This is a genomic window from Variovorax sp. KBS0712 (assembly GCF_006323185.2).
In the GTDB taxonomy this organism is placed as follows: domain Bacteria; phylum Pseudomonadota; class Gammaproteobacteria; order Burkholderiales; family Burkholderiaceae_C; genus Variovorax; species Variovorax boronicumulans.
On the sequence record NZ_VCCD02000001.1, the window covers coordinates 2,098,498 to 2,120,952 of the forward strand.

24 protein-coding genes and 2 pseudogenes are annotated in these 22,455 nt (G+C 63.6%); 16 read left to right on the plus strand and 10 right to left on the minus strand.

Annotated features, from left to right (window positions below; genetic code table 11):
* Positions 1-500: 500 nt before the first annotated feature.
* Positions 501-1,916, minus strand: coding sequence for an IS1182 family transposase (locus FFI97_RS09610; RefSeq protein WP_139701439.1), 1,416 nt, complete (start codon positions 1,914-1,916; stop codon positions 501-503).
* A 152-nt stretch (positions 1,917-2,068) separates the two neighbouring features.
* Between FFI97_RS09610 and FFI97_RS09615 the strand changes: the two genes are divergently transcribed.
* On the plus strand, positions 2,069-2,479 hold the full coding sequence (locus FFI97_RS09615) for a hypothetical protein (protein ID WP_139701806.1): 411 nt from the start codon (positions 2,069-2,071) through the stop codon (positions 2,477-2,479).
* A gap of 50 nt (positions 2,480-2,529) precedes the next feature.
* Positions 2,530-2,910, plus strand: coding sequence for a VOC family protein (locus FFI97_RS09620; protein WP_082818216.1), 381 nt, complete (start codon positions 2,530-2,532; stop codon positions 2,908-2,910).
* Positions 2,911-3,163: 253 nt separating this feature from the next.
* Here the strand turns inward: FFI97_RS09620 and FFI97_RS09625 are convergent, their stop codons facing one another.
* The 3 genes and pseudogenes from FFI97_RS09625 to FFI97_RS33590 all read right to left on the minus strand — a co-directional run bounded on the left by FFI97_RS09625 (position 3,164) and on the right by FFI97_RS33590 (position 6,624).
* Positions 3,164-3,802: a LysE family translocator gene (locus tag FFI97_RS09625; protein WP_139701807.1), complete on the minus strand. Its 639-nt coding sequence runs from the start codon at positions 3,800-3,802 to the stop codon at positions 3,164-3,166.
* A gap of 358 nt (positions 3,803-4,160) precedes the next feature.
* Positions 4,161-4,697: pseudogene (locus FFI97_RS34300) on the minus strand (ATP-binding protein); the annotation flags it as partial.
* 37 nt (positions 4,698-4,734) lie between these two features.
* Entirely contained in the window at positions 4,735-6,624 is a 1,890-nt protein-coding gene (locus tag FFI97_RS33590) for a hypothetical protein (protein WP_185993587.1), read from the minus strand.
* A 409-nt stretch (positions 6,625-7,033) separates the two neighbouring features.
* Here FFI97_RS33590 and FFI97_RS09640 point away from each other — a divergent pair, with 409 nt between their 5' ends.
* Positions 7,034-7,927: a LysR family transcriptional regulator gene (locus FFI97_RS09640; protein ID WP_139701809.1), complete on the plus strand. Its 894-nt coding sequence runs from the start codon at positions 7,034-7,036 to the stop codon at positions 7,925-7,927.
* 325 nt (positions 7,928-8,252) lie between these two features.
* Here FFI97_RS09640 and FFI97_RS09645 read toward each other — a convergent pair whose 3' ends face one another.
* Positions 8,253-9,188: a LysR family transcriptional regulator gene (locus tag FFI97_RS09645; RefSeq protein ID WP_139701810.1), complete on the minus strand. Its 936-nt coding sequence runs from the start codon at positions 9,186-9,188 to the stop codon at positions 8,253-8,255.
* 62 nt (positions 9,189-9,250) lie between these two features.
* On the opposite strand from FFI97_RS09645, the gene FFI97_RS09650 reads away from it, so the two are divergent.
* From FFI97_RS09650 to FFI97_RS33915, 5 genes and pseudogenes are all read left to right on the plus strand, one after another.
* Entirely contained in the window at positions 9,251-10,276 is a 1,026-nt protein-coding gene (locus tag FFI97_RS09650; protein ID WP_185993588.1) for a tripartite tricarboxylate transporter substrate binding protein, read from the plus strand.
* A gap of 18 nt (positions 10,277-10,294) precedes the next feature.
* Positions 10,295-11,098: an alpha/beta fold hydrolase gene (locus FFI97_RS09655; RefSeq protein ID WP_070059271.1), complete on the plus strand. Its 804-nt coding sequence runs from the start codon at positions 10,295-10,297 to the stop codon at positions 11,096-11,098.
* A 227-nt stretch (positions 11,099-11,325) separates the two neighbouring features.
* Entirely contained in the window at positions 11,326-11,634 is a 309-nt protein-coding gene (locus FFI97_RS09660; RefSeq protein WP_139701812.1) for a hypothetical protein, read from the plus strand.
* A 10-nt stretch (positions 11,635-11,644) separates the two neighbouring features.
* Entirely contained in the window at positions 11,645-11,917 is a 273-nt protein-coding gene (locus tag FFI97_RS09665) for a hypothetical protein (protein WP_095744407.1), read from the plus strand.
* 81 nt (positions 11,918-11,998) lie between these two features.
* Positions 11,999-12,145, plus strand: a pseudogene (locus FFI97_RS33915) (IS3 family transposase); the annotation flags it as partial.
* Between the two features lie 198 nt (positions 12,146-12,343).
* Here FFI97_RS33915 and FFI97_RS09670 read toward each other — a convergent pair.
* The 3 genes from FFI97_RS09670 to FFI97_RS09680 form a co-directional block, all read right to left on the minus strand.
* Positions 12,344-12,706 carry an Hsp20/alpha crystallin family protein gene (locus FFI97_RS09670; RefSeq protein ID WP_070059545.1) on the minus strand — a complete coding sequence of 121 codons (363 nt, stop codon included), beginning with the start codon at positions 12,704-12,706 and terminating at the stop codon, positions 12,344-12,346.
* Positions 12,707-12,769: 63 nt separating this feature from the next.
* Positions 12,770-13,207 (minus strand): Hsp20/alpha crystallin family protein, encoded by a 438-nt coding sequence (locus tag FFI97_RS09675; protein ID WP_062472360.1) that lies wholly within the window; start codon positions 13,205-13,207, stop codon positions 12,770-12,772.
* A 50-nt stretch (positions 13,208-13,257) separates the two neighbouring features.
* Positions 13,258-13,593, minus strand: a complete 336-nt coding sequence (locus FFI97_RS09680; protein ID WP_095744406.1) for a hypothetical protein — start codon at positions 13,591-13,593, stop codon at positions 13,258-13,260.
* Positions 13,594-14,384: 791 nt separating this feature from the next.
* Here FFI97_RS09680 and FFI97_RS09685 point away from each other — a divergent pair.
* From FFI97_RS09685 to FFI97_RS09715, 7 genes are read left to right on the plus strand one after another with little or no spacing between them, the layout of a single operon-like run.
* A complete protein-coding gene (locus tag FFI97_RS09685) occupies positions 14,385-15,005 on the plus strand; it encodes a carboxymuconolactone decarboxylase family protein (RefSeq protein ID WP_062472365.1) in 621 nt (206 codons plus the stop codon).
* The gene (locus FFI97_RS09690; RefSeq protein WP_070059276.1) at positions 15,002-16,054 is read left to right on the plus strand and encodes a substrate-binding domain-containing protein; all 1,053 of its coding nucleotides are present in this window, start codon (positions 15,002-15,004) and stop codon (positions 16,052-16,054) included. The genes FFI97_RS09685 and FFI97_RS09690 overlap by 4 nt, the downstream gene beginning before the upstream one ends.
* Positions 16,051-16,833 (plus strand): SDR family NAD(P)-dependent oxidoreductase, encoded by a 783-nt coding sequence (locus FFI97_RS09695; RefSeq protein WP_070059277.1) that lies wholly within the window; start codon positions 16,051-16,053, stop codon positions 16,831-16,833. The genes FFI97_RS09690 and FFI97_RS09695 overlap by 4 nt, the downstream gene beginning before the upstream one ends.
* 37 nt (positions 16,834-16,870) lie before the next feature.
* Positions 16,871-17,842, plus strand: a complete 972-nt coding sequence (locus FFI97_RS09700) for a Bug family tripartite tricarboxylate transporter substrate binding protein (RefSeq protein ID WP_095744404.1) — start codon at positions 16,871-16,873, stop codon at positions 17,840-17,842.
* Complete coding sequence (locus FFI97_RS09705; protein ID WP_139701813.1) at positions 17,835-18,602, plus strand: SDR family NAD(P)-dependent oxidoreductase; 768 nt, start codon at positions 17,835-17,837, stop codon at positions 18,600-18,602. The genes FFI97_RS09700 and FFI97_RS09705 overlap by 8 nt, the downstream gene beginning before the upstream one ends.
* Before the next feature lie 23 nt (positions 18,603-18,625).
* Positions 18,626-19,180 (plus strand): VOC family protein, encoded by a 555-nt coding sequence (locus FFI97_RS09710; protein ID WP_062472379.1) that lies wholly within the window; start codon positions 18,626-18,628, stop codon positions 19,178-19,180.
* A gap of 41 nt (positions 19,181-19,221) precedes the next feature.
* Positions 19,222-19,659 (plus strand): ester cyclase, encoded by a 438-nt coding sequence (locus FFI97_RS09715; RefSeq protein ID WP_223301248.1) that lies wholly within the window; start codon positions 19,222-19,224, stop codon positions 19,657-19,659.
* Between the two features lie 142 nt (positions 19,660-19,801).
* Here FFI97_RS09715 and FFI97_RS09720 read toward each other — a convergent pair whose 3' ends face one another.
* Positions 19,802-20,020: a hypothetical protein gene (locus tag FFI97_RS09720; RefSeq protein ID WP_139701814.1), complete on the minus strand. Its 219-nt coding sequence runs from the start codon at positions 20,018-20,020 to the stop codon at positions 19,802-19,804.
* A gap of 233 nt (positions 20,021-20,253) precedes the next feature.
* Here FFI97_RS09720 and FFI97_RS09725 point away from each other — a divergent pair, with 233 nt between their 5' ends.
* Complete coding sequence (locus tag FFI97_RS09725) at positions 20,254-20,742, plus strand: hemerythrin domain-containing protein (protein ID WP_139701815.1); 489 nt, start codon at positions 20,254-20,256, stop codon at positions 20,740-20,742.
* An 861-nt stretch (positions 20,743-21,603) separates the two neighbouring features.
* Here the strand turns inward: FFI97_RS09725 and FFI97_RS09740 are convergent.
* A complete protein-coding gene (locus tag FFI97_RS09740) occupies positions 21,604-22,383 on the minus strand; it encodes an alpha/beta fold hydrolase (protein ID WP_139701817.1) in 780 nt (259 codons plus the stop codon).
* Positions 22,384-22,455 lie beyond the last annotated feature (72 nt).

The window sequence follows — 22,455 nt, forward strand, 5'->3', positions numbered from 1 at the left end:
AATCGGCATGCACACATCAGGCGCGGATCGGAAAACTAGTTCACACGTCACATCGCGATCAAACCTCTTACGTTTGTCTGCTGTAACGAGATCTTCAATTCGCCCGGGTGCACCCATCTGCTCGTAGATATCAACGCCGCGTCGCCATGCTAGTGCTCATTCGCACATTGACTCTCTCGAGCAGTGGACTGCCAGCACCGGAGCCCGAAGCCGAACGCCGCAGACCTAACCGACGATAACCAAAGGCACGTCAATGCTCCCTTATCGGCGGCTGAGAACGCACCGCAAACGGTAGGAACATGCTGCACCCAGGCCGGCAGCTCGTCCCTGCGAGTGGCAGGTACGCAGCGACACCCGACATCCCTCGGCCTCGCGCGAATGGCTACTATCGGCCGATTGTGTTGAAAAACTCGCCTCGAATCTTGCCTGCGTTGGCGATCGCACAGGATTCGCAATCGAGTTAACGAAGCGAGAGCGCGCAGCACGCCGCTGCGTTCACCTCACACGCTTTTCACGGCTGCATGTCCTTCAATTGGCATCAACCACTTGGCCATCCGCCGCAGATTCTGGGCTGTAGCCGCCAGCAGGAACTCGTCCTGCGCACCACTGAGCCCGCGAAGCCGGAGCCGATCCAGCTTCATGATGCGCTTGAGGTGCGCGAACAGCATCTCCACTTTCTTGCGATCCCTGCGTGACTGGCTGTACTCCGGTGTCCTTGCAATGGATCGTGCCGTCTCGCGTGCACCTTCATGGACGCTTCTCGCGATCTTGCGGAATGGCGTGTTCGGGCAGCACCGATCTTTCATCGCACAGCCGACGCAGTCTGACTGACTCGCTCGGTAGATCACCGTGTCGGCCTTCGTGACGTGGCTGCGCGGGATCGTGAATCGGCGTCGTTCATTACGCAGCGCATGGCCTTCGGGGCATACGTACTCATTGCGCTCTGGTTCCCACTCGAACTCGCCGATCGACAGGCTGCCGTCCTTGCGGGCCGTCTTGTCCCACACGGGCACATGAGGTTCGATCTGCTTGTCTTCAACCATCCAACCAAGCAGCGGTGCAGTGCCGTACGCCGTATCACCCACAAGCCGTCGCGGCTTGATGTCGAAGCGCTCTTCGACCCGATCGATCATGGTTCGGGTGGAGTCGACCTCCGGTGTGCGATGCGCAGGCGTGGCCTCCACGTCCATGATGATGCCGGCCGACAGATCGATCAGATAGTTGGTCGAGTACGCGTAGAAGGCCGGACCACCCGGTGCTGCGGTCCATTGCGCAGCCGGGTCGGTCGGAGAGATGTTCCTGGATGGTGCCTGCGTGTCGTGCGGCACCTCGGGCGCACCGTCGGCAACCGGATTAGTGGCGTCCAGCGCTTCGAGGTACTCGCGCACCGCACGGCTGCACTGGGTGCCTTGGCGCCACTGCGCAACCTCGGAGGCAGGAACATTGCGCGCGCGGTTAGCGTCGGCCTTGATGACGCTGGCATCGATGGCAAATCCCTCCCCTTGCACCAGCCCTTCGGTCATGCAGCGGTGCAGCACCGCCTCGAAGACGAATCGAAATGCATTGCTCTGGCGGAAGCGGCCATGCCGGTTCTTGGAGAAAGTGGAATGGTCGGGCACCTTGTCCTCCAGGCCCAGGCGACAGAACCATCGGTAGGCCAAGTGGAGATGGACTTCCTCGCACAACCGGCGCTCGGATCGGATGCCCAGGCAGTAGCCGATGACCAGCATGCGGATCATGAGTTCGGGATCAATCGATGGCCGGCCGGTGTGGCTGTAGAACGGCGCAAGATGTTGGCGTAGCTCGCTCAGATCGAGGAAGCGATCAACGCCTCGAAGCAGGTGATCACGCGGGACGTGATCGTCGAGGTTGAATGCGTAGAACAACTGATCTTGAGCGGTGCCTTGACCCATCATGATGCATACCTCCATCGATCACGAAGCGCATGCAAACTGCAAGCCAGCTACGGGGATTCGGGAGAGTTTTTCAACACAATCGGCCAAGACCAGTCATTGGCGATAGCAGCAGGACCCGCCCCAGAAGTAGTCTTATCAGAGAAGAAATCCGCATGAAAGACTCATACCGCAACTTGAAATTGGCCGAAGGTATCTTCAGCGTTGTTTATCTGATGACCTGTCTTGCGGATCGCGTACATGAGGACTTGGAATTCAACCTGAGCCTGTTGGCCAATGTCGTGTTTGCCGTTCAAGTCGCTACCGTTGCCGCCATCTTGGTATATCTGCCAAGCTTTCTAGCGTCGCTATTTCGTAGTCGATCCGATCGACAACCGGTGCGTGTCATGGTGGGAGTCTTCGGAATTTTGATAGTTTTCTCATCCACGACGGACTTCTTCAACCATATGCGTAACTCCATAGTTCGTTTCCTCGAACGAAAATTAGGTACGCTTCTTCTTATTGGCGCTCAACCTAACCATTCAGTCGAGCGGACCGCCTACGGCATCCGCTCACCTTTGCGTTAGGCCGCAAAACCGACTACCTGTGGCTCGTCACCCGAAAGCCCGCCCCCCCCATGAAGATTGAAGCGCTAGATCATTTGGTATTAACGGTCGCAAGCATCCCAAGGACACTTGACTTCTATCAGCGTGTCCTAGGCTTTGAAGCCAGAGAGTTCAAGGCCGGGCGATTCTCAGTGCACTTTGGACAACAAAAGATCAACCTGCACGAGTTGGGGACTGTTGTCGATCCGAATGTGAAGCACGCTACTCCAGGTTCTGCGGATCTATGCTTCTTGACCGTAACACCTATAGAACAGGTACTTGTGCACCTACAAAACGAAGGCGTTCCGGTCGTGCAAGGGCCAGTCCTAGCTACTGGCGCGCAACGCGCATTGGTTTCCGTCTACTTCTATGATCCCGACGAGAACCTGATCGAAGTAAGCAATGAGGTCTAGCCGTACTGAAACTGCGTGGTTGCGGCCTAACCATTCGCTCAACCGGACCCATTGCGGCGTGCGGCCAAAGTCCCGCCATTTCATTCTGGGCCTTTAGCCACACGCCGCAACGGTCCGGTTAGCTCAAACGTTGAGCGACCGCTGTACGACCTTGAAATCGCTCAGCGATTTGGCCGCTCCGGGCCCGTTCACGACGGCGGCGCGACCGGCTACAGTCGGCCATAAGCCGCCGTTCGGCGCGGATGAGCGCGCGTCAGCGTGTTGGGCGCGTGCCCATGGCCGTGAGCACGCCCAACCCGATAAATGATGTTCCCGCGAGCCGGTTACCCCAGCGGCCGCCCCAAGCAGCTCGTCTCAGGCGCGGTGCGACGAGACTTGCCGTTAGCACGTAGATGACGTCGGTGCAGCAAGCGATACCAACGAAAACACCACCGAGCGCAACGGTCTGCATCAGCGGGTTGCCGTGAGCGTCCATGAACTGCGGCAGGAAGGCGGCGAAGAACAAGGTGGTCTTTGGATTCAGCAGCGCGACCATGAAGCCATCTCGAAAGACGCGTCGCAAGGGCTGCGCCAGCGCCTGCGGCGTTGCGTCGGCGACTGGCGGCGCCGTCTTCCACATTCGGATACCGAGATACACGAGGTAGGCTGCGCCGGCCCATTTCACCGCGGAGAAAGCAGCCGATGACACGGCGAACAAGGCGGCCAGCCCGAGCGCAGCTCCCAACGCATTGGAGAGATTGCCAAGCGCGACGCCCAGTACGGATGAAAGACCGCATGCGCGACCCTGCGCCAAAGTACGGGCCACGATGTAGACGACGGCGGGTCCGGGGGTGATAGCCAACACCAGGCTGGCACCAACAAAAGCCAGGAGCAAAGGCGTGTCGGGAAGCATATGAACTCCAAATATCAAGGTGGCAAGTATCGCTGCACCACCACTATTTGCAAGAAGCCATCCTGCAGGATGCGTGCATTAAGGATGCCTTGCGTCGCGTCTTGCAGGCGCGAGTTGCAAGGTCAGCTTCGGAGCCCTGGCAAGGTCGGCTATGGGCCCTTTGCAGAAGTTCGAGGCTCGCGAAAGCGGTCATCCGGCGTCAGCGGAAAAATGCCTGTGCAGCATCGCGCAGCGATGTGAAGTTTCGAACGGCGGTCTTGGTGCCTCGCTCTTGCTAATAAACCCGAAAACCATCAAGCGTTTCCACCAGATATTCCCCGTCGAAGGTTTTGGGCTAGCCTCGCTGTCTGCATCCGAATCACTGACGCGGACCCTGGTCGCGTATGTCGCGCAGGGGGCTCGAATATTCTTGCTGTGCAACGCACAGCGCATGTATCCCGGGGAAGTCGAGCCGCTCTAACAGGTCACTCAACAGAGCAACGAACGGAGCATTTTCGACTTCATCGGAGTGGCGTTCGATCCAGCACTCAACATCGGTGAGCCGACCATCAAGCGCCAAGCTGGCGAGCTCTTCCAAGGCTTGGTTGTCCAGCATGGCATTCCGAGGTAAGAGATGCCTCGGTAAGGTCACGCCAGCTTCTACCTCCTGCGGTGTAGCGGCGGACCAGGCTGAATCGGAAGCATTGACGATCGGCATGAAAAGCGTGAAAGAAAACGTAGTGCCTTGCCCGATGACGCTTGCGACGTTCAGAGATCCGCCCATGGCCGAGACAATGCGCTGAGCGATGAACAATCCCAAGCCTGCACTGCCGCTGGCAGCCTGGACCTGTTGGAATTGCCCGAAAATATCGACCTGCTGGCTCAGGTCAATTCCTATGCCTGTGTCGCTCACTTCGAAATGCGGATTGGTAGCGTTTGGGTGTCGCTGAGACTCAGATCAGTTCGGCATCCGCAGGCGGCGACTCGATCGGCGCGGTGCTCCATTGCAGCCGCAGGCTGTCGTCCAGGTGGCCGTCGCCGAGGATGGAAAGATCGTTGCCGAGCACAATGTTCTTGGCGGGCAGAGGGATCGTCGCGGCTGCGCCCGTGACCTCGAAATCCTGCGGACCATCCAAGAGGCCCAGCGCCGAAGCGAAGGTATCGGTGGAGCGGCAACCGTGCTCCACGAACGGCCCGGTGCTCGCGCCCATCGCCAGGCCCATGGCGCCAAGCTTCGATTCGGGGTCGATCCGCAGGTAGGTGAAGATCACACGGTCGCCGGCGCTGGGCTCTCGCATCAGCTTCACCTGCGAGGCGAAGCTGGCTTGTCCGCTCCAGGTGATCGTGCAGTCCGGCGGCACGTGGAAGGCGCCGCCTGCCGCCAGCTCCATGGTGGAGTCATAGGTGCCGATCGCATAGCGCACGGGCCGCTTCACATCCTCGCCACAGGTGTCGCGCACCGGCCCTACGTCGGCTCGCCAGCGCGTGCGTATCGGCCCGTCGACGGCGAGGCCCGGGTAGTTTTGCTTGAACCAGTGCGTGTCGATGCGGATGTTCCACTGGCTGACGGTGCGCCGGTTGCTGCGATCCGCACCCAGCTCCACCCACACCGGTCCGCGCGAGCCCGCGCCCACGCGCGGCAGGTCGCAGACGACGAGCTCATGCTCCCAGCGCACCACCTGGCGCTCCGATCCGTCGACGAAGACCTTGCCCTGCCTGCGACCGAAAGCGCCGATGAGGTTGAGCTGGTCGTTCAGTTCATCGACCTCGACATGGTGAATCGACGGCGAGAGGATGTGACTCACCGCGCTGCGCGGATTGGGCTTGGCGATGAAGTAGGCGCCGGTCTTGGTGCCGTTGCCGGTGTCGTGGTTGAGATTCTTGCGCTGCATATGGGCGATCACTTCTTCGCCCGTGAAGGCGCGTTGCTTCGGCGTGTGCGGCTTGAAGAGGTTGGCGCCCAGCATCCGGTCAACACAGTACTTCGGTATGTCAAAGGCGGCCGGCGGCGAGCAGATCTCCGTCCAGCCCAGGTAGAGGCCCGCGTTCTTACGGTGGCAGGCGACGAGAAAGTCGATCACCCGGTCGTTGTCGGCGCTGTTGGCGCTGTTGCAGGCGTTGATGACGACGACGCTGTCCTGCGCGAACTCCCAATAGGTGTCGACGAAGGCAGCGGTGATGCCGTAGCGCGTGTCCTTGAGCATGATCTCCTCGCCCTTGCTGTCCACGGTGGCGAGGCCGTTGTAGGCCGTGAAGTAGGTCAGCCGGAAGGCGGCGAGATCGGCCTGGAAATCGGGTTGTGCCTCCAGGGTGGGGTCGATCAGCGTGGACGACTGGATGGAGTACATCTGCGGTGAGCCCGTATCCTGATGGCGCGTGTGCTTCACGCCGCCATGAGTGTTGATGTAGAAGAAGCCGTCCCCTTTGATTTGGCGCAGGGTCGTAATGTGCGCGTCACCCTCGACGCCTGGTTGCAGCGCGTAGTCATGCGCGCTGAGCCAGCCGGACATTTCCGCGATAGCTGCCTGGCCGTCGAAAGGCGTGAAGAAGGAATGCATCAGACGTGCCTTGCGCTCGCTAGGCAGTTCCGGCGGCTTGGCGGCAGCCAGCCCCGCCGCCTTTTGTGCTTGGCCCGTATCAGCGATGGCGGCGGTCAGCGTCGAAGTTCCGGTGGGCTTGAAGTTGTGCGACACCATGTGCACGCGGCCATCGGCGAAAGTGCCCCAGGCCGTCAGTGAGCGTTCGTCAAAGCCTGTCTCCACATAGTTCGGGTCTTTCGCCATGATCCCCGTCAACTCGGTCAGGTAGGCGATCGACTCGAGCTTGCGCGATTCGAGATCCAAGCATGCAGCTTCCACGGCCCGGATGCTGGCAAAGCGGCTTGCGGGCGCGAGCCCCCCGTCCGTCCGAGGGCCTTCTCCACCGCCTACCGCGAGCGGGCCGCTGCCCCCTCCCCCTCCCCCTCCCCCGCCCCCTCCGCCGCAAGCGACAAGCAGCGAAGGAGCACCGAGCCACAGCGCGGCCGTGGATGCGCGACCGAGGAAATTCCGGCGACCACGGGAAGGAGCCAGGGAAGAGAGGGAGGCGGATATCGAAGGAAGAGGGCTTTTCTTGGTTGTCATCGTCAGGTGCAAAAAAGGCAATGCCGGCGCCCATTCCCGGGCGACGCGGCCAGCAACGGTTTGTTGCGGCCGCGACTGTAGGCAGCGCTGGCCGCACTGGGAATTGCGTTTTTTGTGATACCTTTTTTGGATGACCAGACCAGTCACCGTCCGCCAAATCCGCTACTTCCTCGCCGTTGCCGAGGAGCGCAACTTCAGGCGCGCCGCGGAGCGGCTGGCCATCACGCAGCCGCCCCTGTCGCGGCAGATCGCAGAGCTGGAGGCTGAACTGGGCCTGCAACTGCTCGAGCGCAATACGCACGGCGTGCGGCTGACCAGCGCCGGAGAGCTGGCCATGCGCAGCTTCGCGGAGCTGATGCACAGTTTCGACGCGACGCTCGAGCATGTGGCCCAGTCCGCGAACAAGCTGCCGCGTCTTCGCCTGGGCGTTCTGAACTGGGTTCACTTGAACCGACTGTCCGCAATGGAACGGAGCTTGGTGGAATCGGGGCATGCGAGCGGGATCGACGTACAAACGACAACGACGATTGCCGCAGCCTCGGCCCTGCGGCGCAACGAGCTGGATGCCGCCATCGTGCTCTGGCCGGCTTCGATGTACCGCCTGCGTGGCAACCTGGTCGATGAGGTCCCCCTCATGGCCTTCGTTCCTGCGACGTCGGATCTCGCGCGCCAGCGGCGCATTGCAGTGCGGGACCTGCAGTCCCTGCCGCCATTCTTCCGCTTCAGTCGCAGCGTCAACACACGCATGTACGACGAGTTCACGCGCGAGTACACGGCGCATGGCTTTCGGCCGAAGGCCGAGGCGCCAGCACCCGATCCGTTGCATGTCTTCGCCCAGATCGGCGCCGGCCGTGGCTGCACCTGCCTGCCTGCGCCCTTTGCGTTGCATCGCTACGCGGGCGTACAGCCCAGGCCGCTGCGGGAGCGGATCATGGTGCCGCTGGTGGTACTGACTGCGTCGCGCGTGACGCAGGAGTTGCACAACGCCCTGGTCAAGGGCGCGACGCGGATGCTCAGCGGGTGAACGGCGTCGTTGTGGGTGGCGCAAACGTCGAAGGTGCTGATGCTCCCCCGGGCCTTCTCGAAGGCATCATCCCTTCCGCGATCGACACGGCCGCCAACCTTGGACATCGGGGCGCGCGGCAGCGACGCGAGACGGAGCAGTTACTCATGGGTTCAGTCGAAGGCAGCATGGCTTGCAAGCAAATCCCCTCTGTTCATTGCCGGGCTACACCAAGGACGTCACGATATCGCGCACTGAGGGGACGCTGCCTGCAAGGCACCCGAGGCCGGCCCCACGCGCCATGGTGCAGATCAACAGCAGCGCCGCGAGCCCACCGCAAACTCTGTCAATGCGGTACTTCAGGGTTCATAAAGTCGACCAGTTGCCGCCACGCCCCGAACGGTCCTGCGATCGGGAACATCAAGCCGAGTGGCTCGAGCATGTAAAGCGGCCGTAGCTTCAACTCGCGCAGCAAACCGGCATCGAGGAGAGGCCGCACGAAGTTAAGCGGCAGGAACGACAGTAGGTTTTCTTGCTGCGAGAGCCACCACAACATGGCCGTTGAACGAGTGACGACCGGATAGGTGCGGATCGGGTGAGGCAGATTCGCGGTCAATTCGTCGAATCGCTCACGGGCGGCCGAACCCGTGGGGGCGAGTAGCCAGGTCTCGTCGGCGAGTTGCGGCCAGCCCAGGGAACGCTTGCGCGCCAGCGGATGGTCTGCGCGCGCCAAGACCGCGAAACGATCTTCGCGCACCGGCATGAACTGCCAGCCTTCCGGGATCACGGGAGGCCGTCGGCATGCCACGAGATCTGCCTCGCCACGTGCGATGGCCAGCAGTTGATCGTCCCCTTCGGCTTCCGAGAGGTGAACGGTGACATCCGGATGCCGTTGCGCGAAGCGAGGCAGCACGTCGAGCAGGAGCCCGTTCATCGCGCCGACCGAGGCGACGAGGCGGATGGCGCCGCCGATGCGTTGCCGTCGCGCGGTGACGACCTCGGCGCCGTCGGCGACCCCGATCAGCATGCGACGCGCAACGGGCAAGAGGTCTTCGCACGCCTGCGTGGGCCGCGCGCCGCGCGCATGCCGCTCGAAGAGCTGAACTTCCAGCAGCCGTTCCAGGTACGCGAGGCCCTGGGTCACCGACGACTGCGTCATGCCGATCGAGTCCGCCGCCCGCTGGAGGCTGCCCAGCTCTGCCACCTTCAAGAGGATCTGCACATGCCGAAACTTGCCGCGCGCGAGCAGGCGGTTGAAGAGGACGGACGCGTCATGGCTCAAGATATCGGAAAGTCTAATGGAAGAGCGTCATTTTTAATTTGTCGCCGATGGCTTGCTCAGAAATGATGGCAACTCCACAAACGGCGGGCAGCAAGCCACGCGACAGGAGACAAAACGTGAAAAAAAAATGGCCACTGCTCGCGGTTGTCTGTTGCCTGCTCGGCGCCTTTTCGGCCCATGCGCAGGACGAGGTCTGGCCATCCAAGCCGATCCGAGTGATCGTGCCGACCCCGCCCGGCGGCGCCTACGACCGCACCATGCGACCGCTTGCGCAGGAGTTGGCGTCGTTGCTCAAACAACCGGTGGTGATCGACAACAAGCCTGGTGCCGGCAACATCATCGGCGCCCAGGCGGGCGCCGCGGCCCCACCCGACGGCTACACGCTCACGATGACGGGCATGGTGAACACGATCGCCCAAGGCATGTACGACAACGTGCCCTTCAACATCGTCAATGACTTCACCCACGTCGCAATGATCGGCGGCGGCGCGCAATGGCTGGTGGTCAACAGCCAGTCCGGCATCGAGTCCTTCGCCGATCTGATCGCCCGCGCCAGACGCGAGCCGGGCGCGATCAACTACGCGAGCTCGGGCGCCGGCAGCACCGGCCATCTGTTGATGGAACTGCTGCAGAAGGCGACACAAACCTCGTTCGTGCACATCCCCTACAAGGGCGGCGCGCCGGCGCTGATGGATGTGCTGGGAGGCCAGGTCGCTGTCACCGTGATTCCGCCGAGCGGGTCGATGCAGTACATCCAGAGCGGCAAGCTCAAGGTGCTGGCGGTGTCCAGCCCGAAGCGCAGCCCCGAGCTCCCTCAGGTTCCGACTTTCGAGGAGCTGGGCTACAAGCAGCTGACGGTGATCTCCTGGGTGGGCCTGTCGGCACCGAGGAAGACGCGGCCCGAAGTCGTGCGCAAGGTCAACGAAGCAGTGCGCGAAGCGATGACGAGGCCGGAGCTGCAAAAGAAGCTCGACGCCGAAGGCATCACGCCGATGACGATGACGCCCGACGAGTTCACGCGCGTCGTCAAGAGCGATACCGAGCGCTGGGGTGCACTCACACGCAGCCTGCAACTCAAGGCCAACTGAAACCCAAGCCCATCCCTCATGCCTTTTGTCACATCGAACAAACGCGACATCTACTACGAGCGCCACGGCGCCGGCCCGGCGATCCTGTTCCTGCACGGAGCCGGATCGAACGCCGCCACCTGGTGGCAGCAATTGCCGGCCTTCACGCCGCAGTACACCTGTCTCACGATGGACATCCGCTGCTTCGGTCGTTCGGTGGCGCCGCCGGAGGAGTTCTCGCTGGAGCTCTTTGTCGGCGATGCCTTGGCGGTACTGGCGCGCGAAGGCATCGAGCGTGCGACGGTCGTCGGCCAATCGCTTGGCGGGATGATCGGGCTGCGGCTCGCGCTGCGCCATCCCGAGCGCGTCGCCGCGTTCGTCGCTTGCGACACGTCGCTGGCCATCGACCACCCGACGCTGGTCGACAGCATCGAGCGGCGCTTTAAGACAGTTTCCGCGGTAAGCATCGAGCAGCGCTCGCTGGGCGCCTGGTTCTTGAAGGCGCAGCCCGCGCTTGCAGCGCTTTACGCGCAGATCAACCACTTCAACCCGAGCGCTCACAGTATTGAGCCCGAAGCCTGGCGCGAGGCCGTACTGCGTCTGAACCAGCCCGAGAACCTGCTTGCCGTCGCTGAGATCGACCAGCTGGCTTGCCCGACGATGTTTCTCGTTGGCGCCGAAGACCCGATTGTTCCGCCGGCGGTCATGCGCGAACTCGGCCAGCGCCTGCCAGGAAGCGAGGTCGTTGTCGTCGAGGAGGCCGCGCATTCTGCGTACTTCGAGAAGCCGCTGGAGTTCAATCAGACGGTGTTCGACTTCTTGAGACGACGCGCCGACTCCTAGGTCTGCTGTGCAGCGACTTCTGAATCTCGGAGCTTGCCTCCATGCAAAAGCGCGCTCACGACCCGGCCCACGCTGGCGAGCAGCTCGGAGCTCTTCTCTCGCCTGTGCTCGAAAGCTCCGATACATTCTGTTGCCTTGCGCTCCGCAACCGCCCCTTGAAGACGCTGCTGAGACGTCCTATTTTTCTCCCGTTCCAAGTTGGTCGTAGAGAAATGGAGGACAAAGCCATGGCCATGGACATGCTCAAACAACTTGCCGGCTCCCCCTTGCCGGCGACCTTTCGGACCCGGGCGGAGATCGACCAGATCAAGCTGCTGCGGGCCGCCGGCCTCGTGATCGCGCTGACGCCCGCGCCGTCGGATCCCCTCACCCTCTCGGGCAGCCCCGACGCCGCCCAGGTGCTCGCCATCACCGAAAAAGGCCGCGCCGAACTCGAACGCATCCACTACCCCGTGGCCGCACAGGGCCCGTGGCGCGGTGCCGCGTCGCGGTGGCGCGCGAAGCTGCCCCACGCAATCCGCACCCGCCTGATGTAGGGAGGCCGCCATGCGTTCGAAGACGTCCAGCCGCATCCCCTACCGGGGCTTCAATATCGCGATCCAGGTCGACCGCGCCGGCGACCAGATCTTCGGCCACGCGGACTTGTTCGCCGACGACGAGTTCAAGGCCCGGCTCGCCGTCGGCACCCAGGGCCGCCGTACCAAGGAAGTCCGCGACCGGCTGAGACGCCTCGCAAAATCCAAGGTCGACGTGTGGGCGATCACGGGGTCCGCGCGGAGCGCTGCCGCGCCCGGCGATGCACGGCCGAGTCCGGGGTGATGCGCGGGTGAGCTACGGCCGGCGCGCAGCGCTGCTTAATTGAACAACTGGATTCCTTTGATTGGCGGTCGGCGCCGACCGTCCGCTGTTACCAGCGAGCACTTCCAGGAGCTGCTCAAGGAACCAAGTATTTCCTGCAGCATGAGCCGTGCGGGCGAGGTCTGGGGCAGCTCGGCCATGGAGAGCTTCTTCAGTTCACTGAAGACTAAGCGCACGGCCAGAAAGGTAACCGGGTCAGCGAGCAGGCTCGCGCCACCATGCCCGCTGTCGGGTCGGGGGCGGTCAGCAATCACGATGGAGCTGAACGGCGTCCGTCTGGACTGACGCTCCTTCGCGGGCGGCCGGCGAGCGCAAGCGCTGCACATTTGCCGCCCACGCGGGTTGACGCTCTCTTGAGGGCGCCCGCGGGCGCCCTCGCCTTACGACTCATCCGACCTCGACATTGATTCGCCGCGGCTTGGCATGCTCGGCCTTGGGGATACGCAGTTTCAACACGCCCTGCGCCAGCTCGGCGGACACCTTCTCGGTGTCCAGCTCCTTGCTGAGCGTGAAGACGCGGCGAAACCGGCCCAGGCCGACCTCGGTGTGGCTGGTCTTCAGGTCATCCGGCACGCTCAGGCCCGACTCCGCCTCGATGGTCAAGGTCTCCGCTTCGACATGAAGATTCAGCTTGTCGCGCGACACGCCGGGCAGATCGGCGTAGAGCGTGATGCCCCCTGCGTCTTCCACCACGTCGACAGGCGGTGTGAGGGCCGCGCCCTGATAGCGTGGCGCCTGCCCACGATCCATGGGTTCCGGCGCGCTGGGCGATGCGGTCTGTACGTCATTGCTCATGATGTTCACCTCCTTGTTTCACAGGACAGCGATGCGCCGCGGCTGTGCCGAGGCCCGGCGGCGGACCGTGATGCGCAGTACACCGTCGCGCAGCCGGGCCTCGACGGCCTCTGGATCGGCATCGTCCGGCAGAGTGAGGACGCGGCGAAACGGCCCCTCGAAGCGCTCGTTGATGTGCACGGCCGCCTTGGCCTGCGCATCGGGAAGCAGGCTCTTGCGCTCACCCGCGATGGTCATGAGACCACGCTCGAGGTTGATCTCCAGCGTGGCCGGGTCGACGCCGGGGGCGAACGCGAAGATCTCCAGCGCCTGCGGTGTGGCGCCCACGTTCAACGCGGGAAATCCGTTGCTGCCGTAACCGCGAATGGTGGGTGACAGATCGAACGCCTGCTGCATGTCCCGTTGCAGGCGATCCATCTCGGCCAGCATGTCGCGCGGGAAGAAAGATCGGTACATGGGAAATCTCCTGTCAAATCAATTGAACCTGAACAGAATCGAGCCGCCCCTCACTGGGGCAGGCCGTGCGTGCCCGTTGGCCGCGCAGCGCCATCGCTGTCCGCGCGGTGCCGTGCAAAGATCCGGGAGGGTCGCTGTCGCCAGCGCGCGGTGCGCGACTGCGGGTACGAGAATTTCGCCAACTCCTCGCGCCCCTTCTGCGTGATGGCCAGCACCTGGGCGGCCGAAGGGGAGCCAGACAGAGCGAGCGAGTTCGAGGGCGCGGGGATCAGGGCAACGACGAGCCCGGCGGCCCGAAGCACCCGCACCTGATCGATGTCCGCGGTGCGATAGAACGAGACAGGCAAGCGAGAGCCGGCAATTTGCTTGAGCAAGTTCATGGCCATTGAATACCTCCTTTTCGGTTGACCAATTTCCGACGCAAGCGAACATAGGAGCCTCCGAATCGATTTTCAAGAGGCGGTTTTCGACACCCGCGCGAGACGCAGGCCGACACGAAAAAAAGCCCGGCCGCACGCGACCGGGCTGAGGTTTACAGCAAGTCCGCGGTGGTGCCGCGGAGACAAAAATCTACCGCGCCGCGCCGACGCAGGCATGTCAGACAACTTCTGATTCTTGAACGCCAGCGCAATGGCCGGACCGACGCGCTAACGCGCCTGGGCGCGTCGATTCTGCAGGGCGTATTCGGGCAACATCCCTCTCAAGTTGAAGGCATCCTAGACCGTGCCGTTGCGAGAGGGTCAAGCACTTTCCAGGGGCCGCGGTCGCTGCGTCAGCCGTTTTTCGACGGGCACCCTCTGCCTGCAGCAGGCTGCGCCAGGTGTGCGGACATCAAGAGCTTCGGCCCAACCCGGAAAACGAAAGCGGTTGCTGGCCGGAGACTGACATGCGTCGCGTCCAGCGCAGCTCATCCGATGCTGGCCGAGCGCGCAACGGCCATCTGCAAACAGCTTGAGCCGGCCCTTGACGTCACGCGGCGTCGCAGGGATTCCCATCGCCGGACCACGTCTGCTTCCGGGACGAAGGCCATCCGGCTGAAGTCGATCCTAAGGTGGTGGAAAGATGTGGAACCGTTTTCATTCGTTCGGCACTTCTTTCTCCTTCGTAATTTCTTTCGTTTTGGGAATTCAGGGTTATCACTGTAGAAACGTTTCCACGCCCACCGCAAACTGCAGTCATGACCGGTTCTGCATCGCCCTTTCTCGCACCCTCCACACGCTTGCCACTGCGGCCGCCCCCCTACGAACCCGAGGTGGCAGCAGCCGTGCAGAGCACCGCCTTCAAGGGCCTGTCACCCCTGAACCTTCGACTGGCGCTCGCGAATCACAGCAAGCTCGGCCCGGCCTTCCAGGCCATGGCGCATGTGGTGCTGTTCCAGTGCGCGCTGCCCGAACGGGACCGCGAGATCGCGATCATCCGCACCGGCGCGCTCACGCGGTCCGAGTACGAATGGGGCATGCACATCAGCATCTACGCGGACAGGTGCGGCCTGGATGCCGCGCAGGTGCGCGAACTCACCGGCAGTGCCGACTGGCATGCGCTGTCGCCAGGCCTGTGGAGCGACAGGGAACGCCTGATCGTGCGCATGGTGGATGAGCTGCACCACCACTGCACGGTGTCCGATCAGACCTGGCAGTCCCTTGGCGCGGGCTGGCCGCAGGAGCAGGTGATCGAGCTGATCTTCGCGTCGAGCTTCTATCACATGGCCGCGCTGTTCCTGAACAGCGCGGCCGTGCCGCTCGAGCCCGGTGCCGAGCGTTTCCCTGCCCCGCTTGCACAGGCGAAAGTGCCGGCATGAAGGCCAAGATCACCATCCGCGAAGTGGCCAAGGCCGCCGGCGTTGCGATTGGAACGGCCTCGCGGGCCCTGAACCGCAGCGGGCGCGTTAGCGAGCAGGCCATCGCAGCGGTCACCAAGGCGGCGCGCGAGCTCGGCTACACGCCGGATTCGGTGGCGCAGAGCATGCGCACCCGCTCGACAGGCGTGGTCGGGTTACTGGTGTCGGATCTGGCCAACCCCTTGTACGCGCGGATCATCACGGCGGTCGAATCGCGCCTGCTGGCGGCGGGCTATGCGCTGCTGGTGGCCAGCACCCACAACGACGACCAGCGCGAGAAAACCCTGATCGACCTGTTCCGGCGCCGGCGCGTGGACGGGCTCATCCTCGGTCCCTGCCAGGCCGAGACCCCGGCCTACCTCGACCAGCTGGCGGCGCACGGCCCGGTGATCGCGCTCGATCGCGACTTCCAGGGCAACAACGCGGGCGTGCACGTTGACCACTACCACGGCGCGCTTCAGGCCACGCGCTACCTGCTGAACCTCGGTCACACGCGCATCGCACTGCTGACGCCCGGCAGCGTGTTGCGTCCGGGTCGCGAGCGCATCATGGGCTACAGGGACGCCTATCTGGAGCGTGGTCTGCAGCCCGACCCCAAGCTGATCCGCGCCGAGAAGTCGGCGATGGACTTCGCCTTCAGCGAGGCCCTCTCGCTGCTGGGCTCCCCCACGGCGCCCACGGCCTTCCTGTGCCTGGGCACCCGCATCCTGTCGGGCGTGCTGCAGGCACTGCGTCACTCGGGCCGTTTGGCGCCCGATGACGTCAGTGTCGTCAGCATCGGCGACACCGACCTGTCGCAGCTTTTCAGTCCCGCCATCACCTCGCTGACCTGGGACCTGGAAGCGGTCGGCACCGCCGTGGCCGAGCTGCTGCTGCGGCGGCTGGACAGCACAGCCCCCCTTGAGCAGGAGCGCATCCTGCTCACCACCCAGATGGTGCTGCGCGAATCCTGCGGTCCGGTCGCCAAGGCACCCGCTGCCGTCCGCAAGAAAACGAGAGCGGCCTCATGACGCAGCGTCTCAAGGACAAGGTGGCCATCGTGGTCGGCGCCGGCTCCATCGGCACCGACATCAGCAACGGCGCCGCCTGCGCCGTCACCTTCGCCCGCGAAGGCGCGACGGTGATCTGCGTCGACCGGTCGCCCGAAGCTGCGGCGACGTCGGTGCGTCGCATTCATGACATCGGCGGCATCGCCGAGGCCTTCGAGGCCGATGTGCGCAGCAGCGAGCAGATCGAGCGGATGGTGAACCACTGCCTGGCACGCTTCGGCCGCATCGACGTGCTGCACCACAACGTCGGCATCGAGGAATTCGGCGAGCTGATCGAAGTGACGGAGGAGTCCTGGGACCGCGTGCACGCCATCAACCTCAAGGGCCCCATGCTCACGGCGCGCGCCGTGGTGCCTCACATGATCCGACAAGGCGGCGGCGCCATCATCAACGTCTCCTCCATCGCGAGCCGCAAGTGGAGCCCGATGCAGTTCCTGTCGTACAGCACCTCCAAGGCGGCACTGAACCACATGACGCGCGTCGTGGCGCGCCAGTACGCGCAGCACCAGGTGCGCTGCAACGTGATCGTGCCGGGCCTGATCGACACGCCGCATGCCGCGGCCCTTTTCAAGAGCGAACAAGAGGCGCAGGCCGGCCGACAGGCACGCAACGCGCGCTGCCCCATGGGCCGCCAGGGCTCGGCCTGGGACGTGGCCAACGCGGCGCTGTTCCTCGCCTCCGACGAATCGAGCTACGTGACGGGCCTGGAGCTTGTGGTCGACGGCGGACTGTCCCTGTAGACGGGTATTCGAGCATCAACGACAAGGAGACAACACCATGCGCAAACTGTGGATTGCCGCGCTCGCGGGCCTCGCATTCGCCGCCCATGCCCAGGCGCCCTCGGACTATCCGTCGCGGCCGATCCGCTTCGTCCTGATCTCGGCCGCAGGCAGTGGCGGCGACGCGCTCGGCCGGCTCCTGGCCGACAAGATGGCGCCCCTGGTCAAGGGCGTGTTCGTGATGGACAACAAGCCGGGCGCCAGCGGTGCCATTGCCACCGACTTCGTCGCCAAGGCGCCGGCCGACGGCTACACGATCGGACTGGGCGGCGCGACCACGCACGTGCTGCTGCCCGCGAGCAATCCCAAGCTCTCGTACGACTCGGTCAAGGACTTCGCACCCATCGGGCAGGTCGGCACCGCCTCTATCCTGCTTATCGCGACCAACGACTTCCCGGCAAACAACGCCAAGGAGCTCATTGCGCTGGCCAGGAAGTCGCCCGGCAGCGTGCAATACGCGAGCTGGGGCATCGCCTCGACCGGTCACTTTTGCGGGGAGCTCTTCAATCTGCGCACGCAGGCACAGATGAGCCACATCCCCTACAAATCGGTGGTGCAGATCCAGACCGACATGCTGGGCGGCCACGTCAAGCTGGCCTACGTGGACATGGCATCGGGCTCGCCGATGGTCAAGTCCGGCAAGGTCAAGGCGATCACCGCCTGCACCTCGCGCTCGCCCAGTCTGCCCGACGTCTCGAGCTACGACGACGAAGGCATCGATTTCGCGGGCAAGCGCATGGGCGCGCTGCGCTGGGCGCTGTACGCACCCGCGGGCACCCCCAAGCCGATCGTCGCCAAGCTCTCCGCCGCGCTGAAGCAGGTCGTCGAGATGCCGGACGTGAAGGCGCGTCTTCTGGACCTGGGCATCACCGCCGCGTTCGTCGGTGGCGACGAACTGCGCGCCATGACCGCCGCAGACATCGAGGGCTGGCGGCAGATCGCCAAGGCCGCGAACATCAGCAATGAGTGACGCGGCCCTTCCCCTGCTGCAGGGCCGCGTGGCCTTGATCACCGGTGCGTCCCGTGCGCGCGGTATCGGCCTGGCGACCGCACGGCTGTTCGCCCGCCACGGTGCCCGGGTGGCGCTGCTCGACCTCGACGAAGGGCAGGCACAGGTCGCTGCCGAATCCCTCGGCGCCGAGCACATCGGCATCGGCTGCGATGTGCGCGATGCCGGCGCCTGCAAGGCGGCCGTGGCGCGCGTGCTGCAATGGGCGGGCCGCATCGACGTGCTGGTGAACAACGCTGCCATCACACAAAAACGCGGTGTGCTGGACGTGAGCGCCGAGGACTTCGAGCAGGTCGTGGGCATTGCCCTTCGCGGCACCCTCCAGATGTCGCAGTGCGTGATCCCCACCATGATCGAACAACGCAGCGGCTCGATCATCTGCATCTCGTCGATGTCCGCGCAGCAAGGCGGTGGCGTGTTCGGCGGCAGCCACTACTGCGCCGCCAAGGCCGGCGTGCTGGGCCTCATGCGCGCCATGGCCAAGGAACTGGGCCCCCAAGGCATTCGCGCCAACGCCATCACGCCGGGCTTGATCATGACGGACTTCTCGCGCGGCGCGAACTCCGACGACAACAAGCACGCGCTGGGCAAGACCTTTCCACTGAGCCGTGTCGGCCAGCCCGAAGACATCGCGGGCGCGTGCCTGTACCTGGCAAGCGACCTGTCGTCCTTCGTGACCGGCGCAACGCTCGACGTCAACGGCGGCGCGTACATGCGCTGACCACGCCCCAAGGAGTCCATTCAATGAGCATGCTGTTCGGCGGCGCCCGCCAGGTCGGCTATGTCGTTCACGACATCGAGAAGGCGATGGCCCACTGGTCGCGCACGCTGGGCGTGGGCCCATGGTTCTACAAGGAAGAGGTCGGCACGACCGAGTTCAACTACTACGGCAAGCCGTCGCGCCTGCCCCGGCTGTCCATCGCGCTGGCCAACTCCGGCAACCTGCAGATCGAGCTGATCCAGCAGCGCGACGACGCCCCCTCGCTCTACCTCGATTCGCTGCGCCGCGGCGGCGAGGGCGCCCAGCACCTGGCCTACTGGAGCGACGATGGCTTCGACGACGCCGTGCGACACCTGCGCTCGACGGGTTACGTCGAGGGCCACAGTGGCCGCATGGGCATGCGCGGGCGCTTCGCCTACTTCGTGCATCCCGACCTGCCCAGCGGCATGTTCGAAATCTCCGAGATGGCCGGCGGCAAGGGCGAGTACTTCCGCGACATCCGGCACGCGGCCGAAGGATGGGACGGCAAGGACCCGATCCGCCGCATGGGCGCGAACGCCATCGCCCCGGTGCCATGACGGCTCCCGACCACCCCGTTCACCAACCAGCAGGAGATTCCGTGCAGACCACAACCCTTCAAGCGGCACGCATCAAGACGGTACGCGATCACATGGCGCTCGAGTGCACGCAGGAGTGGGATGCGGTGATCGACACCTTCGAGCATCCCCGCTACGAGATGCACGGCAGCGGCGTGGTGTTCGACGGCGAGGAAGAAGTGCGCGGCTATTTCCGCAGCTCGCGCACGCCCTTTCCCGACCTGGCCAACGAGATCATCGCCATCGCCGCCGACCAGGACACGGTACTGGTCGAGTTCTGGCTCAGCGGAACGCACCTCGGGCCGCTGCAAGCCAACGGCAAGGTGTTCGATGCCACCGGCCGGAAATTTCGCATCCGCCTGGCGGCGAGCTTCGAGTTCGCACCAGGCTCCGACAAGATCGTGTGCGAGCGGCCCTACTCCGCACCCGATGCGAAGCTGCGCGCGCTCGGGTTGATCTGACGCCCCTCTCGCGCTTCGCCTCGGCTGCGCGCGTCGAGAGGAGGCGGGAAGCCACCCAACCTCCTGCTCACTGGCTGTGCGCTATCGTCTTGGCGGCTTGCACTCAACACCGAGTGATGTTTCTCCTGCGCTGCGCAGGCTCTCACAGCGGCCTGTCGCGCATCCGCTCAAGCTCGCCCCGGCCATGAGGCGTGATTCGCAGAACAACCGCTGGCAGGTCATGGGCTTCAGCCTCTTCTGGAAGGATCGCCTCGGCAAGCCCCGCGGCAACCAGCACCGCGACGTTGCGGATGTCCATGGGGTCGGTCACGGTCAGCGGCAACGTTTCGTGTTCGACCTTCTTGAGGAAATCCATCGGCATGAAGCGCTCCCTTTCTCGAAGCGGCTCAGTTTAGGTCAAAGGACCTCCCTCAATCCCCGCAAGGCCCTTCTCTCTTCCATGAGCAGAACGGACTTCTCCCGCTCCTGGGGCTGAGCCCACAGTTCACGCACCGGAGAGCCTCAGCACATTGACGGCTTCCCGCAGCGACGCCGTCCTACGCCCACAAGCACCCACCCCTGAGATGTTGGGGACCCACCGACCAGGAGACCCCGATGACAGCCAAGCGCCATGAACCCGATGCATGCTCGCTACTCGACACCGATCACAAGAACGTCAAGAAGATGTTCGCCGCCTACGAGGAGCTTGCCAGCTCAAAAGCTGCCAGCGCCTCGGAGAAGAAGCGAGATCTTGCACTGCAGATCTGCATGGAGTTGACCGTTCACACGCAACTCGAAGAAGAGATCCTCTATCCAGCAGTGCGCGAAGCCATCAAGGAAACTGAACTGCTCGACGAAGCCGAGGTTGAACATGCGAGCGCCAAAGACTTAATTGCGCAGATCCAGGATTCGACCGAAGTCGATGAGATGTTCGATGCGAAGGTGAAGGTCCTGGGCGAGTACATCGACCACCACGTCAAGGAAGAGCGCAACGAGATGTTCCCCAAAGCGCGTGCCGCGCGGGGACTCGACCTGGTTGCCATGCGCGAGCAACTCACCACTCGCAAAGAAGAATTGATGGCGGACATGGCCCTCACGGCCTAGACTGCCCCTAGGCCCCCTTCCTGGAAGCGTTCCGCCGCCCCTTCGCAAAGACGCAGCCGTCAATGCTGGCCCTCACCAAGCCGCAACTTCGCAATTCCACAGGAATGTTGCGCCCACCCGGTATCGCGATGAAGCTTCCGTACTTTGCATGCTCGTGCAACATCAAGCATCTGGAAAGTGTCCCGGGGCAGGCATGGCTTCGCCTGTTACCCCGGGTTCAGATGTATCGCTGCATGAACTGCGGGCAATCGCAAGTGTTTTCGCGGCGCTCCATCGATCGAGCCCTGGCCCTTCAAGATGCTCAACCGGCCAGCTCCAGAGAACTGGATGGGATGCGCCATCGTCCACCGCACTGATGCTCCGGGCGCGCCCAATGGGGCAGCGAGACCGAACGCCGGAGCCAATTCCGCGGTCAGGGGCTGAGTACGGGCACCAATTTCCACCCACGCTGGTTGGCCCTGAGCTCGAGGACCGTCCTCGCAAATTCGGCGGGTGGCTGGTTATCCGGTGGCACGTGGCCCGGCAGGCTCGCAGTCACAAACTTCTTGAACCGCGTGCGGTTGGGGGACGCCGCAGCGTCCTTCGAGATAGTGAACGGCCGAGCCGTGCAAGTCTGCAACCTTGGGGTCGCCAGTACCCCCCATTTTCGCTTCTATGCAGGGGCGCCGGTCCATGACACCGACGGCTTTGCACTCGGGTCAATCTGCGTCATCGACTTTCGTCCGCGGAAGCTGGATGGCAGCCAAAGACGCACCCTGCTGGAACTTGCTGCGATTGCTTCTGACGAAGTGAAGCTTCGAGAGCTGATGGCCAAGCTTTAGACGAAGCGAGCGCGCAACGGCCATCTCGCATTCAAGGGAATCACTGGGCCCGGCGCCCTCCCTCCCTGGCAGCTCGATCGATCACGTCGGCGACTGCCTTCGGCTGGGTCATGAATACCGCATGGCTTGCCTTGACCTCCTGAACCGTGGCGCCGATGCGCTTGGCCATCTTGTGCAACATCCGGACGTCGAAGGCCCTGTCCTCGGTCGCGATCACCGCCCAGCTTGGCTTGGTCCGCCATGCGGCGTGATTGAGCTTGGTCGCAAACACCGACATGTTGATCGGCACCTGCGAATCACGCAGGAACGCGGCGTCCGCATCGCTGGCATCGCCGGCGAAGCCGATCTTGAACTTCTCCCGATTGACGAATCCGAATCCGTCCGACTGCGTGTCGATCACGAAGTCGGGGGCCGTGAATCCCGCGTACTGTTCGCTTGTGGTCTCGCCGGCGTCGGGCGACAGCGCGGAGACATAGACAAGACCCACCACCTTCGGATGGATGCCCGCTTCGGTGATGACCGTGCCCCCCCACGAGTGACCCACGAGGATAGTAGGACCGTCCTGGCGCGCGAGCGCGCGCTGCGTCGCCGCCACGTCGTCGGCCAGAGACGTCAGCGGGTTCTGAACGATGGTGACCCGGTAGCCTCGGCCGATGAGCTCGTCATAGACGCCGCGCCAGCCCGAACCATCGGCAAAGGCGCCATGCACCAGCACGACGTTTTTCGCCTGCACCTGTTGGGCATGGGCGCCGCCACCGGGACCGACGATGCTGGCGGTTGTCGCAGCTGCGATCAAAAGCTTGCGAATCAGTGAGTTCATGGGATGTCCTGTGAGTGGATGGGAGAAGCGAAATGGTAGGAAAGAACGTGTTGAACAGGATTGCGAATATCA

Coding starts and splice junctions, on each gene's coding strand:
- FFI97_RS09720 (WP_139701814.1), bottom strand. CDS start 20,020: ATGCCGATGGATTTCCTCAAGAAGGTCGAACACGAAACGTTGCCGCTG.
- FFI97_RS09670 (WP_070059545.1), bottom strand. CDS start 12,706: ATGGATCGTGGGCAGGCGCCACGCTATCAGGGCGCGGCCCTCACACCG.
- FFI97_RS09625 (WP_139701807.1), bottom strand. CDS start 3,802: ATGCTTCCCGACACGCCTTTGCTCCTGGCTTTTGTTGGTGCCAGCCTG.
- FFI97_RS09680 (WP_095744406.1), bottom strand. CDS start 13,593: ATGGCCATGAACTTGCTCAAGCAAATTGCCGGCTCTCGCTTGCCTGTC.
- FFI97_RS09620 (WP_082818216.1), top strand. CDS start 2,530: ATGAAGATTGAAGCGCTAGATCATTTGGTATTAACGGTCGCAAGCATC.
- FFI97_RS09650 (WP_185993588.1), top strand. CDS start 9,251: ATGATGGCAACTCCACAAACGGCGGGCAGCAAGCCACGCGACAGGAGA.
- FFI97_RS09705 (WP_139701813.1), top strand. CDS start 17,835: ATGAGTGACGCGGCCCTTCCCCTGCTGCAGGGCCGCGTGGCCTTGATC.
- FFI97_RS09700 (WP_095744404.1), top strand. CDS start 16,871: ATGCGCAAACTGTGGATTGCCGCGCTCGCGGGCCTCGCATTCGCCGCC.
- FFI97_RS09660 (WP_139701812.1), top strand. CDS start 11,326: ATGGCCATGGACATGCTCAAACAACTTGCCGGCTCCCCCTTGCCGGCG.
- FFI97_RS09685 (WP_062472365.1), top strand. CDS start 14,385: ATGACCGGTTCTGCATCGCCCTTTCTCGCACCCTCCACACGCTTGCCA.
- FFI97_RS09665 (WP_095744407.1), top strand. CDS start 11,645: ATGCGTTCGAAGACGTCCAGCCGCATCCCCTACCGGGGCTTCAATATC.
- FFI97_RS09690 (WP_070059276.1), top strand. CDS start 15,002: ATGAAGGCCAAGATCACCATCCGCGAAGTGGCCAAGGCCGCCGGCGTT.
- FFI97_RS09710 (WP_062472379.1), top strand. CDS start 18,626: ATGAGCATGCTGTTCGGCGGCGCCCGCCAGGTCGGCTATGTCGTTCAC.
- FFI97_RS09610 (WP_139701439.1), bottom strand. CDS start 1,916: ATGATGGGTCAAGGCACCGCTCAAGATCAGTTGTTCTACGCATTCAAC.
- FFI97_RS09725 (WP_139701815.1), top strand. CDS start 20,254: ATGACAGCCAAGCGCCATGAACCCGATGCATGCTCGCTACTCGACACC.
- FFI97_RS09640 (WP_139701809.1), top strand. CDS start 7,034: ATGACCAGACCAGTCACCGTCCGCCAAATCCGCTACTTCCTCGCCGTT.
- FFI97_RS09675 (WP_062472360.1), bottom strand. CDS start 13,207: ATGTACCGATCTTTCTTCCCGCGCGACATGCTGGCCGAGATGGATCGC.
- FFI97_RS09655 (WP_070059271.1), top strand. CDS start 10,295: ATGCCTTTTGTCACATCGAACAAACGCGACATCTACTACGAGCGCCAC.
- FFI97_RS09695 (WP_070059277.1), top strand. CDS start 16,051: ATGACGCAGCGTCTCAAGGACAAGGTGGCCATCGTGGTCGGCGCCGGC.
- FFI97_RS09740 (WP_139701817.1), bottom strand. CDS start 22,383: ATGAACTCACTGATTCGCAAGCTTTTGATCGCAGCTGCGACAACCGCC.
- FFI97_RS09615 (WP_139701806.1), top strand. CDS start 2,069: ATGAAAGACTCATACCGCAACTTGAAATTGGCCGAAGGTATCTTCAGC.